Source organism: Vibrio cholerae ATCC 14035 (genome assembly GCF_000621645.1).
Taxonomy (GTDB): Bacteria; Pseudomonadota; Gammaproteobacteria; order Enterobacterales; family Vibrionaceae; genus Vibrio; species Vibrio cholerae.
The window spans coordinates 64,833-78,088 of the sequence record NZ_JHXR01000014.1 but is presented as its reverse complement, the minus strand read 5'-3'; the positions used below and the strand labels follow the sequence as shown (position 1 = coordinate 78,088).

The window sequence follows — 13,256 nt, the reverse complement described above, 5'->3', positions numbered from 1 at the left end:
ATTGGGCTATATTGTGCAGTGTTTACTCCGGTTCGCCAACGAATAACCTCATGCCAAATCTGCGTTTGCACTCATTTTCACTGATTTCTGCACTTTTGCTGCTCTCTGCACTGCCAGCGGCTGGCGCGGAAAAACTCTGTGCGCTTTACCCTCATCTTAAAGATTCTTACTGGCTGTCGGTCAACTACGGCATGGTGGAGGAAGCACGCAAGCTCAACCTCAACTTGCGCGTTATGGAGGCGGGTGGCTACCCGAATCACCACAAACAGCAGCAACAAATTGCCCTGTGCGTACGTTGGGGAGCTGACGCCATTTTGCTTGGCACCGTATCACCCGAGCTGTACCAAGATGATTTAGCCCACTACACCCGCTCCGTTCCTGTGTTTGCGACGGTGAATCAGTTGCGGTTGAATGAGCAACAGCAAGAGCATCTAAAAGGCGAAGTGGGCGTTGATTGGTATTGGATGGGATTTTACGCAGGGGAATATTTAGCGCGTAAACACCCTAAAGGTAGCGGCGAAATTAAGATTGTGGTGCTACCCGGCCCCGCTTCGAGTGGCGGAACAAAGCCCGTTTTACAAGGGCTGGAAGAGGCGATTCGTCACAGTGATGTGCGTATTACAGAAATCTTGTGGGCAGACAACGATAAAGAGCTGCAACGCAATTTGATACAGCAAGCCTTAGAGCAACCGGACGTGCGTTATTTGGTTGGCAGTGCGGTGGCGATTGAAGCGGCGATCAGCGAATTGCGTTCACTCAACAAAAGTGACCAAATCGGCCTTATCGCAACCTATTTGAGTCATGGCGTTTATCGCGGATTACTGCGTGGGCGCGTAGAGTTTGCCCCAACCGATCAAATGGTCGAACAAGGTCGGCTTTCCGTACGCCAAGCCGCTGCTTTTTTACGCAACAAACCGTACGCGACACAACAAGCACCTAAGATTGAAGCGTTAACCCCCAAGCACCTAGAGAAAAAGATCATTGCAGATTCGTTATCTCCGTCCGAATACAGGCCAGTATTTCAAGTAAAAGCGGTTGAATAAACTCGAAAATTTGGTTATCAAACCTCTCATCCAAAATCATTAGGAAATGTACCCATGAAAAAAACCACCCGCACTATGGCAGCGCACAAACACGTTGCTCTTGTGGCTCACGATAACTGCAAAGGTGAACTGCTGCGCTGGGTAACAGAGAACAAGGAAAAACTGCAACGCCATTTCCTGTATGCCACTGGCACCACGGGGCATATGCTCAGTAAAGAAACGGGACTGGCGATCAAAAGTATGATCAGCGGCCCAATGGGCGGTGATCAGCAACTGGGCGCGTTAATTTCTGAAGGCAAAATTGATGTGCTGATTTTCTTTTGGGATCCACTCAATGCCGTTCCGCATGATCCGGATGTGAAAGCGCTGCTGCGTATCGCCAGTGTGTGGAATATTCCCGTCGCCACCAACCGCGCAAGTGCCAAGTTCTTATTTTCATCGTCTTTGATGGAGCAGGAAGTGCAAATTGAAATTCCGGATTACCAAGCTTATCTCGCTGAACGCACCTAACACTTGGCCTAATCGCAACCATGGCTATGTCTTGAGATAGCCATGGTTATAAAGCCTGAGGTAAAGCATTAACCGGCAAGCAACTGCTGAGAAGTGATCAACTGACACCCCGCCGTTTGCATCGCGTGCCACGCTGTCGCGCAATCGCCCGCATTCAGCTCCACACCTCGACACGCATCCTGAATGACCCAAGTTTTAAAGTAGAGGGAAACCGCATCCAGCGCGGTATATTTCACACAGTAGTCGGTCGCCAAACCTGCAATGTAAACCTCTGAAATTCCCTGATTACTCAAGTATTCGGCCAATCCGGTAGCATGGAAACGTTGGTTATCAAAAAAGCCACTGTAGCTGTCCACATCAAGATGGGTGCCTTTGGTGACAATATGCGTAATTCGCTGCACATCTAACCCAGCTATAAATTCTGCACCATGGGTATTTTGCACGCAGTGATCAGGCCACATCACTTGTGGAATGCCATTAAGGTCAATGACTTCGCCCGGAGTTTTCCCCTGCACGGACGCAAAACTCGCGTGTTTGGCTGGGTGCCAATCTTTGGTGGCAATCACATGTTCAAAGAGCGGAAGCAATTGATTAATCACAGGGACGATCGCATCGCCATCCGGCACAGGCAGCGCACCGCTGGGTGAAAAATCATTTTGGACATCAACTAACAGAAGTGCTTTGCTCATCGCCTCGTTTCCTTTATCGGGAGTGGGGTATGTATATTTAATGGACCTTATTGGTTTTTACCCAAACTACTTAGCGTTGCAGCTTTAAGTAGGAAGGGTATAGGCCGCCACTTTACAAAACTCATTGCAGAGTGAAAAGGAAATCTTCCCATTTCTCCATACCCAAATGACTTGGCGCTGCGACTTGAGCTTGGGCACAGATTACCGATTTCATCGCTATCTTAACGCCGATTAACACTGCCGATGTTTCCGTTAAGAGTATATAATCACGCGCTTATTTCCACTGACTAACTGAGTTCTCCACATGAAACACTCTCGTACTGGCTTCAGTCGCATTATTTACGCCACTGGATATTCGATGAAAGGCTTTGCCGCTGCATGGAAAAATGAAGCCGCGTTTCGTCAGGAAGTTACCTTAGCACTCCCTTTGATCGCGTTGAGTTTTTTTCTGCCCGTAAGCACGATTGAACAGGTGTTAATGGTGGGCAGTTTAGTGTTGATCTTGATTGCGGAATTACTCAACTCAGCGATTGAAGCTGTGGTGGATCGCATTGGTGCTGAACGTCACGAATTGAGCGGGCGAGCTAAAGATATTGGCTCTGCTGCGGTTTTTGTTTCGCTCTGTTTTGCCGCGTTTACTTGGACGTGGATCCTACTGTAAATATTCCCTCATGTTGATTTAAAGGTTTGCTCAAGCAAACCTTTTTTATTGCGCTACGCTGACTGAGTTCAATTCTGAACCTCCTCTAACTATTCTCTTAAGTATTCTCTTAAGTATTCATTAAGCTTGAATCGGTAGGATGAGATCAATGCATAACGTAAAGGAGCGCATTATGTCACTACTCAAAATTTCTCGTCTGTTCGCTATTACTTCTCTTGGCTTAGTTTCTGCGGCAGCATTCGCTGACCCGACTTGTACAATAGAACCCGAAAGCAGTTGGATTCCTTTTGAACAAGCTCAGCAACAAGTGGAAGATATGGGCTATAAGATTAAAGTGTTCAAAATCACCAAAACCAGTTGCTATGAATTGTATGGTCACGACCAAGAGGGTAAACGAGTCGAAATCTATTTCAACCCAACCAATATGGAGAAAGTAAAAGAGGAAAAAGATGGCTAAACCATACACATGGGATCTTTTTGTTCGAGTAACGCATTGGTTGGTTGCCGCCCTTTTCTTGGCTAATTTTTTTGCAATTGAAGAGGGCAGTGATTTACACGAATGGGTTGGCTATGTGGTTATGGGAGCCATTATCCTGCGTTTAGGCTGGGGGGGAATCACTCACTCCCCTGCTCGGCTAACGGCTTTTACGCCATCCATTCCCAAAGCCATTGAGCACATTAAAGAAGTGGTGCGAACCAAACAAGATAATCACACTGGGCATAACCCTGCTGGTGCGATTATGATTTGGGCAATGTGGTTTTTACTGCTCGCCACCGGTTTATCGGGTTGGATGAGTGAGTGGGATCTGTTTTGGGGTGAAGACTGGATTAAAGAGGTGCATGAAACCTTAGCTAATCTGACCATGGCTGCCGTTGCCGTCCATGTGTCAGCGGTCATTATTATGTCTAAATTTACTGGGCATCCTTATGTGCATGGAATGCTGATCGGGCATAAAACATCTTCACAAAATAGTGAACAGTCTTAATTGAAAAAGGCGAGCTTAGCTCGCCTTTTCTCTCCATTTAAAATTATTCCAAATTCTATTTTTGCTTAACAACCGGATAGTCATCATTCAACAGCTCTTGAACAAAGCTGGAGCCGTTGCCGTTATAAGTCACCCACACTTTCTCTTTGGCACGAGTCAACGCGACATAGAATAAGCGCCGCTCTTCGGCATACGGGAAATCATCCTCACTTTGATTCAACGCATCATCCAAATGCAAAGCTTTCACGCGAGCGGGGAATTGGCCTTCATCGACCGCCAAAATAATCACATAATCCGCCTCTTTGCCTTTGCTGGCATGGCAAGTCATAAAATCGAGCTTGAGAGAGAGATAGCGATTCTGCCAATCTTTCAGTAATTCAGGTTTATGGTAGTGATTACGACCAAGCAGTAGCACGGTTTTCAGCTTATTGGTGGAGCGATTGATTTCATCCAATATTTTTTCAACCGAATGGTTCGGTGCCAGCATGACCGCTTTTTGCTTCTGGGTTTTAAAGCTATTGAGCGTTTTGGGTAACTGATGCGGATTTTGCTGAATAAAGCGGTTGGCGACCGCACCAATCTGATCATTAAAACGATAAGTAGTATCGAGATGGTGCACCGTCGAATGCGCAAAACGCGACGCAAAACCGGTGGTCAAATCCACATCGGAACCCGCAAATTGGTAGATGGATTGCCAATCATCACCGACCGCAAACAGGTTACACTGGCCTTGGTTTTGCTCACACAGCGCTTGTAGCAAGCGTAAACGCTGCGGCGAGATGTCTTGATACTCATCAACCATGATAAATTTCCACGGCGAGCGGAATTTGCCTTTTTCGACATACTCGGTCGCTCTAGTGATCATGATGTTGAAATCAATTTGGTTTTGATCTTTAAGCATCTGCTGCCACGCTTGATAGCACGGCCAGCATAAGGAAAGCTCGCTGTTTAAGCGTGGATAGTCATCGTGATCCACCAGCCGCTCTTGCAGCTCTTTTTTACTCAATCCCATTTGTGCCAATTGATCGAGCTGCTTCTCGAGCCATGCGATCAATTTCGGGTTTTCGACGTGGCTACCCAGCTCATCATCCCCTGCCAGATACGCAATCGGCCATTTGGCGAGATGTTTTTGCCAGCGTTTAAAATTGGTCGGGGTCATCCAGTGGCGCTTTAACCAATCAATACACCAAGCCTGCTTGAGTTTGCTGTCATTCGCGAGTGGCGACATGATCACCGTTTTGCCTTCCACTCGGTTGATAATGCGCAGACCCAACTGATGGAAGGTATTGATGTGCAAACGCTCAGCTTCCAAACCAATTTTGTTTTTTAAGCGCTCGGCCATCTCTTGTGCCGCATCGCGTGCAAAAGCGACCAACAAAATTTGCTCTGGTTTCGCCAAATGGCTCTGCAATAAATAGGAAACGCGCGCAGTCAGTACGCTGGTTTTACCTGAACCTGCGCCCGCCAACACTAAGTTATGATCGTCATTCAGCAGCACAGCGTATTGCTGCGAGACATTGAGCGGCGACGATTCACACTGGGAAAACAAGACTGTCCAGTTCGCGCGTTCTATCTCTAGCCAAGCTTTATTACGCTCATACAGCGTCGCGGAGGTATCGAGCAGCCAAGGCAGTAAGGTATCGAAAACCGTGGGAAGATGTTTTTGCGCTTCATGCAGCGTCATGTCCATCAGTTTTAAATCGGCATACACTTGCGCGACCCAAGCTTCAACGGAGGAGTGGGATAGAAAAGACGGCAGGCGCTTTAGACGAGACAACTCTTGCTGCCAACGCGGAAAATAGAGACTTAATTGCTCACATTGGCGATTGTGCCACGCTTGATAATGCGCCACTAATTGGTGCGCAAAATGGCGACACTCCGGCCAAGGAAGACCTTGTACCAGCCAACTGCGCTGCACGCCCTCTTCGGGATGAGCAAAAAACTGCAACGTTCCCCAAAACACGCCTCTGCGGATCTGCACTTCACCGTTCCAGACATGAAAGGGAATACGTTCTTCGCTACTGAGCGAAGTTAACACCAACCACTCTTTCTCAAGCTGGACTTGGTAATATTCATTGGCAATAAAAAATTGTGCAGTCTTATTCGCATTCAGCTGCATTGGTAAAAGCCCACTAACAAAGTTGTCGGCAATCATACCCCAAACTCCGGTGCCGATGAAAAGATAATGTCAATATTCTTAACGGTTAACGAGCATAGCGCAGAAGCAACAAACCGAGGTTTTCTTTATCTTGATCAGAATCTTATTGGTGTAATCTGCTAGACTTTGCCCTTTCTACACTGATGAATGTGCTGCGCTGTGCCGAAAATTAACCAACTGCGCCTGTATTGGGCAAATAAAACTGTTAACTACAGTGTCTTGATCTTATTGACTTTACTGGGTGTGGTGATCCCCGCTTGGTATTATCAGCTCAACACTTGGATCACCCCTTTGATTCTCGGGGTGATTGCCGCGGCACTCGCCGATCGAGATGACCGCTTTAGTGGCCGTTTGAAATCCATCATTCTCACTTTGATCTGCTTTGCGATTGCCGCTTTCTCGATTGAGATTCTGTTTCAAACCCCGTGGCTGTTTGCGCTTGGTCTATTCACCTCAAGTTTTGGTTTTATCATGCTCGGCGCTATGGGGGCACGCTACGCCAGCATCGCGTTTGCTTCTCTACTGGTTGCCGTGTACACCATGCTCGGTGCCCATCAAAGCACGAATATCTGGTTTCAGCCGTTACTTTTACTCAGCGGCAGCGCTTGGTACTACTTGATGTCGATGCTGTGGCATGCCTTTTGGCCAATGCAGCCCGTACAACAAAACCTCGCTAACGTGTTTCTGCAACTGGCCAATTATTTAGAGGCGAAATCCACCCTTTTCCACCCGGTTTCCAACATGATCCCGCAGCCACACCGGATCATTGAGGCCAATCTTAACGCCGCGACAGTCAATGCGTTAAACCAGTGCAAGGCGGTGTTTCTGACCCGCTCCAAACGGGGGCATGTGGACAGCGCCAGCGATCGCTTTTTAAACATCTATTTTCTGGCGCAAGACATTCACGAACGAGTGAGCTCCAGCCATTACCGTTACCAAGAGCTAGCCGATCACTTTGGCCGCTCAGACATTCTGTTCCGCTTTAAATATTTATTGGAGACGCAAGCGAAAGCGTGCCGCGATATCGCTCAATCGATTCGTCTTGGGCACAGTTACCAGCACGACTCTGCTTCGATTGTCGCGCTGGATGAACTGCAGTTATCACTCAGCTATCTTCGCCAACAAGAGAGACGAGATTGGAAAAGTCTTTTGGGTCAATTAGGCTATTTATTCAATAACTTAGCGACCGTAGAAAAACAGCTCAATAACGTCAGTAACCCGGATGTGGCCAAACCCGAAGAAGGGGTACTGGATGACACTGAAGCGCACACCTTAGGCAGCATGTGGCAACGTATTCGCGCCAATCTCAATAAAGATTCGCTGTTATTTCGCCATGCGCTGCGCTTGTCCATCACGCTCACCTTGGGCTATGCGATCATCCAAGGGTTCGGCATTGAGCGCGGTTACTGGATTTTGCTCACCACCCTGTTTGTTTGCCAGCCAAACTACGCCGCAACCAAGCAAAAACTCACCGCGCGAATCATAGGCACCTTGGCCGGCTTGCTGATTGGCGTGCCGCTACTCACCTTCTTCCCATCACAAGAGAGCCAATTGGTGTTTATTGTCTTCTCCGGTGTGATGTTTTTTGCGTTTCGCCTCAACAACTACGGCTACGCGACCGGTTTTATCACCTTATTGGTGCTGTTTTGTTTCAATCAGTTAGGTGAAGGCTATGCGGTGGTATTACCAAGATTGGCAGATACCCTCATTGGCTGCGCCTTGGCGGTAGCGGCCGTGGTGCTCATTCTGCCAGACTGGCAATCGAAACGGCTGCATAAAGTGATGGCGGAAGCGATTGATGCCAATAAGCAGTACTTGGCGCAGATCATTGGTCAATATCGGATTGGTAAAAAAGACAGCTTGAGTTACCGGATTGCGCGGCGTCATGCCCACAACCAAGATGCCGCGCTTTCTGCCGCGGTCACCAATATGCTGGCGGAGCCGGGGCGTTATCGTGCGGCGGCCGATGAGAGCTTTCGTTTCCTGACCCTTAACCACGCGCTGCTCAGTTATATCTCGGCGCTTGGAGCACATCGAACCCGGCTGGATGATGAAACCGTGCATCAGTTGGTACTCGATTCACATCGCGTGATCCATCAGCATCTCGACTTGCTGCATCAACAGTTGTCCAACCACTGTGAAGAGTGTGATACCAGCGGTATTGATAGCTCAGGGCTAGAGAAACGTCTTGCTGAGTGGCGTGAGGATGATGAAGGCTCGGCGCGCATGGTACTGCAACAGCTGCACTTGATTTATCGCATGCTGCCTGAGCTGCACATGCTCGCCAGCAAGTTTGCTGTCAAGGTCGATTCTCAATCCGACTGAACGCGCCATTCAGATCGCAGGGAACAATAAGGTAAACCGTGTTCCCTGCCCCACTTCTGAGGTCACCGAGATCTTACCTTGATGTTTTTCCACAATTCCAAACGCGATGGATAACCCCAGCCCGGTTCCAACCCCGACCGGTTTGGTGGTGAAAAAGGGGTCAAAAATTTTGGCTAAGTGTTCTGGTGAAATCCCATGGCCATTATCCGCAATTTGCACCTGTACCCAAGCTTTGCCCTTCTCATTCAAGGTATCGGTGGTAATGGTTAACTCGCCGTGCTCATCACAAGCGTGGGAAGCATTGATGAACATATTCATCAGCACCTGCTGTATTTCAGGGGCAATCCCTTTGATCTTGGGTAGATTCTCAGCGAGTTGCCGATCAACCAGCATGGTGTATTTAAACTGATTCCACACAATGCGCAGTGCCGATTCTATGCAGTCGTTGAGATTGCATTCCGCAAAACGGCCATCACTGCTGTGCGAGACACTTTGTAGGCTAGTGACAATGTCTTTAACCCGATGCAAACCACTGGCACTTTCTTCGACAAGGCTGAGCACATCTTCGCGCACAAACGCCAAATCATGCTGCTGTTTAAAGCGCATCCAAGCTTGATAAAACTCACTGCCTTCAAAACTTGGCGCTGACTGCTCAACGAAATCCGCTAACTGAGCAAACACCTCGGTATAATCACGCAAGGTATTCAAATTACTCAGACAAAATCCAATCGGATTATTGATTTCATGGGCGACCCCAGCGGCCAACTGACCGACTGACGCCATTTTTTCTGACTGCAATAGCTGCGCCTGAGCGCCATTCAACTGCTCTAACGTGGATTGCAGCTCCAGCACTTTGTCGTACAAGGCGCGGCTTTTCTCCTCAAGGAGTTTTTCCGCGAGGATCCGAGCTTTACGTTCTCGCTCGTAAATGCGTTGATATTGCGCTTCGGCACTCATGATGGCAAAAATTCCACTACAATCTCACAGTGGTCAGCCCCGCAATGCATGCAGACGGGCTGAGTAATTTTTACCGGCTGATTAAATTGCTTGGCCGCGCCTAAAATTAACCCTTCCGCCGCCGCGCACAATTGTCGTTTCGAGTAGTAACTCATGGTCAGCGTTTTCTCTTCAACTCGGTTTTCAAACTGAGGCAAGTAAGCATTGGGATAGAGTCGTTGCACTTCTTTGTGTATCACTTTATCCACCGAAAGCAGGAAGGTTTTGAGGTCGCTTTTATGCGGGTAGTTTTCCGGCAAGCTATTAAATAAATGGGTAAACAGGTATTCACCATAAGCACGGACTAAATCAGGCGCAGGGATTTGGGCTTTCTCACTCAAATAACCCACCATGGCCAGTAACTCATCGTCGTTGTATTGCTGGCCAGAGGTGTACACCCCTTCTGAGCTGGGTTTCAAATCTTCTAGCATCTGGTCCCAAAACAGCACACCAAACTTTTCAATCACCATATCGGAGAGAACGGTATAGATAATGCCTTGCATCTGGATTGCCTCACTTGCGCTTGTTTTCATTCAAGTGTTGTAGAGATAAGGAAAAGCCGCAAGATCGTCTCCCCCAAAAGGAGTATTTTTCTTATTGCCAAACGAGTTGATGCTGCACAGATATCTGTTGTAGCCAAGGCAGATATCACCAGTTTTTTTGATAACCTTGACACTTTTCGGACAAGAAACCAGCAGCTCAGCGCTAATTTTTGCTTATTGCAATGCGGCAACAGGGAGCAACACCATGAGCACCGATTGTCGAAGACGTCTCAACAAAGACCTCTATTTGTTAATACCGGAACACCCAATGAACCCTAAACAATTTGAACGCTGGAAATCACAACTGAGCCAATTAAGCCCGCAGCAGTTGCGCGCCCTGCAAGGGGAAATCGATCGTTCGCTGCATCAAAATGAGAGTGCGTTGCTCACCGAAGAAGAGCGCGATGCGATTGCGCATCTGTTTTCCTAACTTGAGTAACTCAGGCGATACGACTAAACTTTAATCGTAAAGATGAGGTAAGCGCGATGTCCGTATCAGCAGTTTCTAATGGTTCATCCATGGTCATGCACTCTTCCAAAATGATGGAGGATGCTGCGCGCGAGATCCAACAGGCGAGCTTACCCGTTGAATCCACTATCGGAAAACCGATAGACCCCACGCTGCAACCTGCGCCTCCCGCACCGAAAAAGCAGTACGCCAACCACATTGATGCGCTCAATAGCCTTAACCAAGCCTCACATTACAGCCGAATTGGAACAAACCTGATCCAGCGTGACCAAGATATGCTCGGTACCATGTTGGATGTACGTGTTTAAGCCAAACTGTAAGCTTTTTTATCCTCGCGTTGAAATTCACCTCGTTGGCTTTACAATGCCCAGCAAACTCAATACCAAGAACTGTTATGCCTAAGCTTGCTTTGCAACCTCTTTATTCGCCAGATGTGGCGACGCTAGCTCCCGATAGATTGATAGATCAGCTTGCTCCCCGATTTGATAGACCTAGTGTCCGCCTAACACCAAGCCCGGCTCTTACCGAGCAACAAGTGATGAAGCGTTGGCAAAAACTCGCCGCGCCCGAAGCGCAAGCTCTGCTTTTGGATGAGCAAACCGAGCGCACCATGCAGGCTTACCAAAAAAACATCGAGTATTTCATCGGCACAGTGAAACTGCCTGTCGGTATTGCGGGGCCACTGCGCGTTAACGGCTCTCATGCGCAAGGGGACTATTTGGTTCCGCTGGCCACCACAGAAGCGGCGTTAGTGGCGTTAGTGGCGTCATACCATCGTGGTAGCCAACTCATCACGGCAGCAGGCGGCGCAAGTGCGCTAGTGCTCAATGAAGGGGTGACTCGCACGCCCGTGTTTGCTTTTCTTTCGCTGGCGCAAGCCGGGCAATTTGTCGGTTGGGTGACCAGCCAATTTGAGCAGATGAAAGAGATAGCTCAGTCCACCACCGCGCACGGCAAACTGAAAGATATTCAGGTCAATATCGAAGGGAATCACGTCTATCTGGTGTTTGAATACACCACAGGCGATGCCAGCGGTCAAAACATGGTGACGATCGCCACTCACGCTGTTTTTGAGTTCATCATGCGCCACTCACCGGTTGCGCCAGTGCAAGCCTTTCTCGATGGCAACCTCTCCGGTGACAAAAAAGCCAATAGCTATACGCTGCGCAGCGTGCGCGGCAAAAAAGTCAGCGCTGAGGTGCATCTCTCTGCCGAGTTAGTCAAAAAGTACCTCCACACCACACCAGAGCAGATGATGCAGTTTGGGCAAATGACCACAGTAGGCGGCGCACTGAGTGGCGCGATTGGTGTGAATGCTCATTACGCCAATGCCCTTGCCGCGCTTTATATTGCGTGTGGGCAAGATGCCGCGTGTGTAGCCGAATCCGCAATAGGGATGACGCGCATGGAGATCCACCCTCACGGCGGTTTATACGCCAGTGTCACCCTGCCTAATTTGATGGTCGGAACCGTTGGCGGCGGCACCCATCTCCCTAGCCAACACGCCTGTTTATCGCTGATGGGATTGGCCGGGCAAGGCCACGCACGAGCTTTAGCCGAAGTGGCCGCAGCACTCTGTTTAGCCGGTGAATTATCGATCGTTGGCGCATTTTGCGCGGGACATTTTTCCCGTGCGCACCATAAGCTCGCACGCTGAGCATTGAGCACATTGAGCGTATACCGTTACCTCAATTTGTACTGCGACTGTCCCCTTTCTGCTTGGTGTTGTAAGTAGCAAGGGGATCAAAGAAAGGGGATAACCATCAGTTAGTGCGTTAAAATCACATCACGCTGCGCCACACTCACCCCTTTAATTTGAGCAAAGACCGGCATACCGACCTCTAGCGCGAGTTCGGCGTGAGCCCACTCCGTCACCACCGCCCACAAGTAGCAGTGTGGTGCTAGTTCCAACTTGAGCGAGACACTTTTTTTACTCGGCTGTTGGTGCTCAATCGCGACAATACGAGCCGGTAAAATATTGCGAATCGAGCTTGCGGTCGGTTTATCCAGCGCTATCGACACATCATTGGCGCGCACCTGCATACGCACGCTGCTGCCTACGTCCGCCTCTACTTGCTGAACCCAAAGCCACACCTCCTCCGCCAAGCGAACTTGCGTCAAACCATAGGCTTGGTGATGTTTGGCTACGGTGGCAGAAAACAGTGTGCTTTGTTCACTGAATGATTGCCAAGGCCGCATCGCTTTGGATAACCAAACTTGCTCAATCGGCCCTGCGCTCAGTACCTTGCCCTGCTCCAACACCACCAGATGATCCGCAAGGCGTAAAATTTCCTGCATGCTGTGCGAGACATAGAGGATCGGCAACCGAAAATGCTGCGCGAGGTTTTCCAAAAACGGCATCACCTCTTTTTTGCGCGGCATATCGAGCGAGGCCAGCGGCTCATCCATCAGCAGTAAATCGGGTTTTGACAGTAGCGCTCGCCCAATCGCTACGCGCTGCTTTTCGCCGCCAGAAAGATCGCGAGGATAACGGGCAAGGAGCGGCTCCAACGCCAATAAGCGGGTCACACTGGCAAAGTATTCAGGATCAGCGTGAGTCACCCCATAATTCAGATTGCCGCGCACCGTATAGTGCGGAAACAGTCGCGCATCTTGAAACACATAGCCAATTTTGCGCTGCTCAATCGGCAATTGAATGCCTTGTGATGAACTAAAGAGCGAGCGCCCTGCGAGGTGAATTTCGCCCACATCGGGCGTGGTTAACCCACTGATAAGGTTAATCAGGGACGTTTTACCCGCACCAGAGCGCCCAAAGATCGCGCAAATCCCGACGGCGGGTAAACGCAAATCCACGTCAAGTTGGGTTTCGCCCAACCGCTTTTGCAGTTGCACAATCACTTCACTCATGATGTTAAC

Annotated in this window: 14 protein-coding genes; 9 read left to right on the top strand and 5 right to left on the bottom strand. The window is 49.1% G+C overall.

The genetic code is table 11. From position 1 onward, the window contains the following. Positions 1–50: 50 nt before the first annotated feature. Positions 51–1,043 (top strand): TMAO reductase system periplasmic protein TorT, encoded by a 993-nt coding sequence (torT, locus tag T411_RS0109030; RefSeq protein ID WP_001133209.1) that lies wholly within the window; start codon positions 51–53, stop codon positions 1,041–1,043. 54 nt (positions 1,044–1,097) lie between these two features. Further along, positions 1,098–1,553, top strand: a complete 456-nt coding sequence (locus T411_RS0109025) for a methylglyoxal synthase (RefSeq protein WP_000754102.1) — start codon at positions 1,098–1,100, stop codon at positions 1,551–1,553. Between the two features lie 68 nt (positions 1,554–1,621). Here the strand turns inward: T411_RS0109025 and pncA are convergent, their stop codons facing one another. Then, on the bottom strand, positions 1,622–2,242 hold the full coding sequence (gene pncA, locus T411_RS0109020; protein WP_000030357.1) for a bifunctional nicotinamidase/pyrazinamidase: 621 nt from the start codon (positions 2,240–2,242) through the stop codon (positions 1,622–1,624). Between the two features lie 304 nt (positions 2,243–2,546). Here pncA and T411_RS0109015 point away from each other — a divergent pair, with 304 nt between their 5' ends. The 3 genes from T411_RS0109015 (at position 2,547) to T411_RS0109005 (ending at position 3,889) form a co-directional block, all read left to right on the top strand. After that, complete coding sequence (locus T411_RS0109015; RefSeq protein ID WP_000682922.1) at positions 2,547–2,903, top strand: diacylglycerol kinase; 357 nt, start codon at positions 2,547–2,549, stop codon at positions 2,901–2,903. A 172-nt stretch (positions 2,904–3,075) separates the two neighbouring features. Further along, the gene (locus T411_RS0109010; protein ID WP_000054773.1) at positions 3,076–3,360 is read left to right on the top strand and encodes a PepSY domain-containing protein; all 285 of its coding nucleotides are present in this window, start codon (positions 3,076–3,078) and stop codon (positions 3,358–3,360) included. Beyond that, the gene (locus tag T411_RS0109005; protein WP_001118400.1) at positions 3,353–3,889 is read left to right on the top strand and encodes a cytochrome b/b6 domain-containing protein; all 537 of its coding nucleotides are present in this window, start codon (positions 3,353–3,355) and stop codon (positions 3,887–3,889) included. The genes T411_RS0109010 and T411_RS0109005 overlap by 8 nt, the downstream gene beginning before the upstream one ends. Positions 3,890–3,944: 55 nt before the next feature. Here the strand turns inward: T411_RS0109005 and helD are convergent, their stop codons facing one another. Beyond that, complete coding sequence (gene helD, locus T411_RS0109000; RefSeq protein ID WP_001917927.1) at positions 3,945–6,008, bottom strand: DNA helicase IV; 2,064 nt, start codon at positions 6,006–6,008, stop codon at positions 3,945–3,947. A 198-nt stretch (positions 6,009–6,206) separates the two neighbouring features. Here helD and yccS point away from each other — a divergent pair, with 198 nt between their 5' ends. Next, a complete protein-coding gene (yccS, locus tag T411_RS0108995) occupies positions 6,207–8,372 on the top strand; it encodes a YccS family putative transporter (protein ID WP_001124241.1) in 2,166 nt (721 codons plus the stop codon). A 9-nt stretch (positions 8,373–8,381) separates the two neighbouring features. On the opposite strand, the gene T411_RS0108990 is transcribed toward yccS, so the two are convergent. Together T411_RS0108990 and T411_RS0108985 are read right to left on the bottom strand one after the other, a co-directional pair. Then, entirely contained in the window at positions 8,382–9,329 is a 948-nt protein-coding gene (locus T411_RS0108990; protein WP_001271648.1) for a sensor histidine kinase, read from the bottom strand. Beyond that, entirely contained in the window at positions 9,326–9,871 is a 546-nt protein-coding gene (locus tag T411_RS0108985) for a heme NO-binding domain-containing protein (protein WP_001161568.1), read from the bottom strand. Before T411_RS0108985 ends, T411_RS0108990 begins: the two co-directional genes overlap by 4 nt. A 307-nt stretch (positions 9,872–10,178) precedes the next feature. Here T411_RS0108985 and T411_RS1000000121100 point away from each other — a divergent pair, with 307 nt between their 5' ends. The 3 genes from T411_RS1000000121100 to T411_RS0108970 all read left to right on the top strand — a co-directional run bounded on the left by T411_RS1000000121100 (position 10,179) and on the right by T411_RS0108970 (position 12,036). Next, positions 10,179–10,340, top strand: coding sequence for a hypothetical protein (locus tag T411_RS1000000121100; RefSeq protein ID WP_001068418.1), 162 nt, complete (start codon positions 10,179–10,181; stop codon positions 10,338–10,340). 56 nt (positions 10,341–10,396) lie between these two features. Further along, positions 10,397–10,687 (top strand): hypothetical protein, encoded by a 291-nt coding sequence (locus T411_RS0108975; protein ID WP_001889103.1) that lies wholly within the window; start codon positions 10,397–10,399, stop codon positions 10,685–10,687. A gap of 86 nt (positions 10,688–10,773) precedes the next feature. Beyond that, positions 10,774–12,036: a hydroxymethylglutaryl-CoA reductase gene (locus tag T411_RS0108970; RefSeq protein WP_001125112.1), complete on the top strand. Its 1,263-nt coding sequence runs from the start codon at positions 10,774–10,776 to the stop codon at positions 12,034–12,036. A gap of 110 nt (positions 12,037–12,146) precedes the next feature. Here the strand turns inward: T411_RS0108970 and modC are convergent, their stop codons facing one another. After that, a complete protein-coding gene (gene modC, locus T411_RS0108965) occupies positions 12,147–13,247 on the bottom strand; it encodes a molybdenum ABC transporter ATP-binding protein ModC (RefSeq protein ID WP_000005590.1) in 1,101 nt (366 codons plus the stop codon). Between the last annotated feature and the right edge of the window lie 9 nt (positions 13,248–13,256).

Excerpts from the sequence above, each read along its gene's own strand:
- torT (WP_001133209.1), top strand. The coding sequence starts at position 51 with ATGCCAAATCTGCGTTTGCACTCATTTTCACTGATTTCTGCACTTTTG.
- T411_RS0109025 (WP_000754102.1), top strand. The coding sequence starts at position 1,098 with ATGAAAAAAACCACCCGCACTATGGCAGCGCACAAACACGTTGCTCTT.
- pncA (WP_000030357.1), bottom strand. The coding sequence starts at position 2,242 with ATGAGCAAAGCACTTCTGTTAGTTGATGTCCAAAATGATTTTTCACCC.
- T411_RS0109015 (WP_000682922.1), top strand. The coding sequence starts at position 2,547 with ATGAAACACTCTCGTACTGGCTTCAGTCGCATTATTTACGCCACTGGA.
- T411_RS0109010 (WP_000054773.1), top strand. The coding sequence starts at position 3,076 with ATGTCACTACTCAAAATTTCTCGTCTGTTCGCTATTACTTCTCTTGGC.
- T411_RS0109005 (WP_001118400.1), top strand. The coding sequence starts at position 3,353 with ATGGCTAAACCATACACATGGGATCTTTTTGTTCGAGTAACGCATTGG.
- helD (WP_001917927.1), bottom strand. The coding sequence starts at position 6,008 with ATGCAGCTGAATGCGAATAAGACTGCACAATTTTTTATTGCCAATGAA.
- T411_RS0108990 (WP_001271648.1), bottom strand. The coding sequence starts at position 9,329 with ATGAGTGCCGAAGCGCAATATCAACGCATTTACGAGCGAGAACGTAAA.
- T411_RS0108985 (WP_001161568.1), bottom strand. The coding sequence starts at position 9,871 with ATGCAAGGCATTATCTATACCGTTCTCTCCGATATGGTGATTGAAAAG.
- T411_RS1000000121100 (WP_001068418.1), top strand. The coding sequence starts at position 10,179 with ATGAACCCTAAACAATTTGAACGCTGGAAATCACAACTGAGCCAATTA.
- T411_RS0108975 (WP_001889103.1), top strand. The coding sequence starts at position 10,397 with ATGTCCGTATCAGCAGTTTCTAATGGTTCATCCATGGTCATGCACTCT.
- T411_RS0108970 (WP_001125112.1), top strand. The coding sequence starts at position 10,774 with ATGCCTAAGCTTGCTTTGCAACCTCTTTATTCGCCAGATGTGGCGACG.
- modC (WP_000005590.1), bottom strand. The coding sequence starts at position 13,247 with ATGAGTGAAGTGATTGTGCAACTGCAAAAGCGGTTGGGCGAAACCCAA.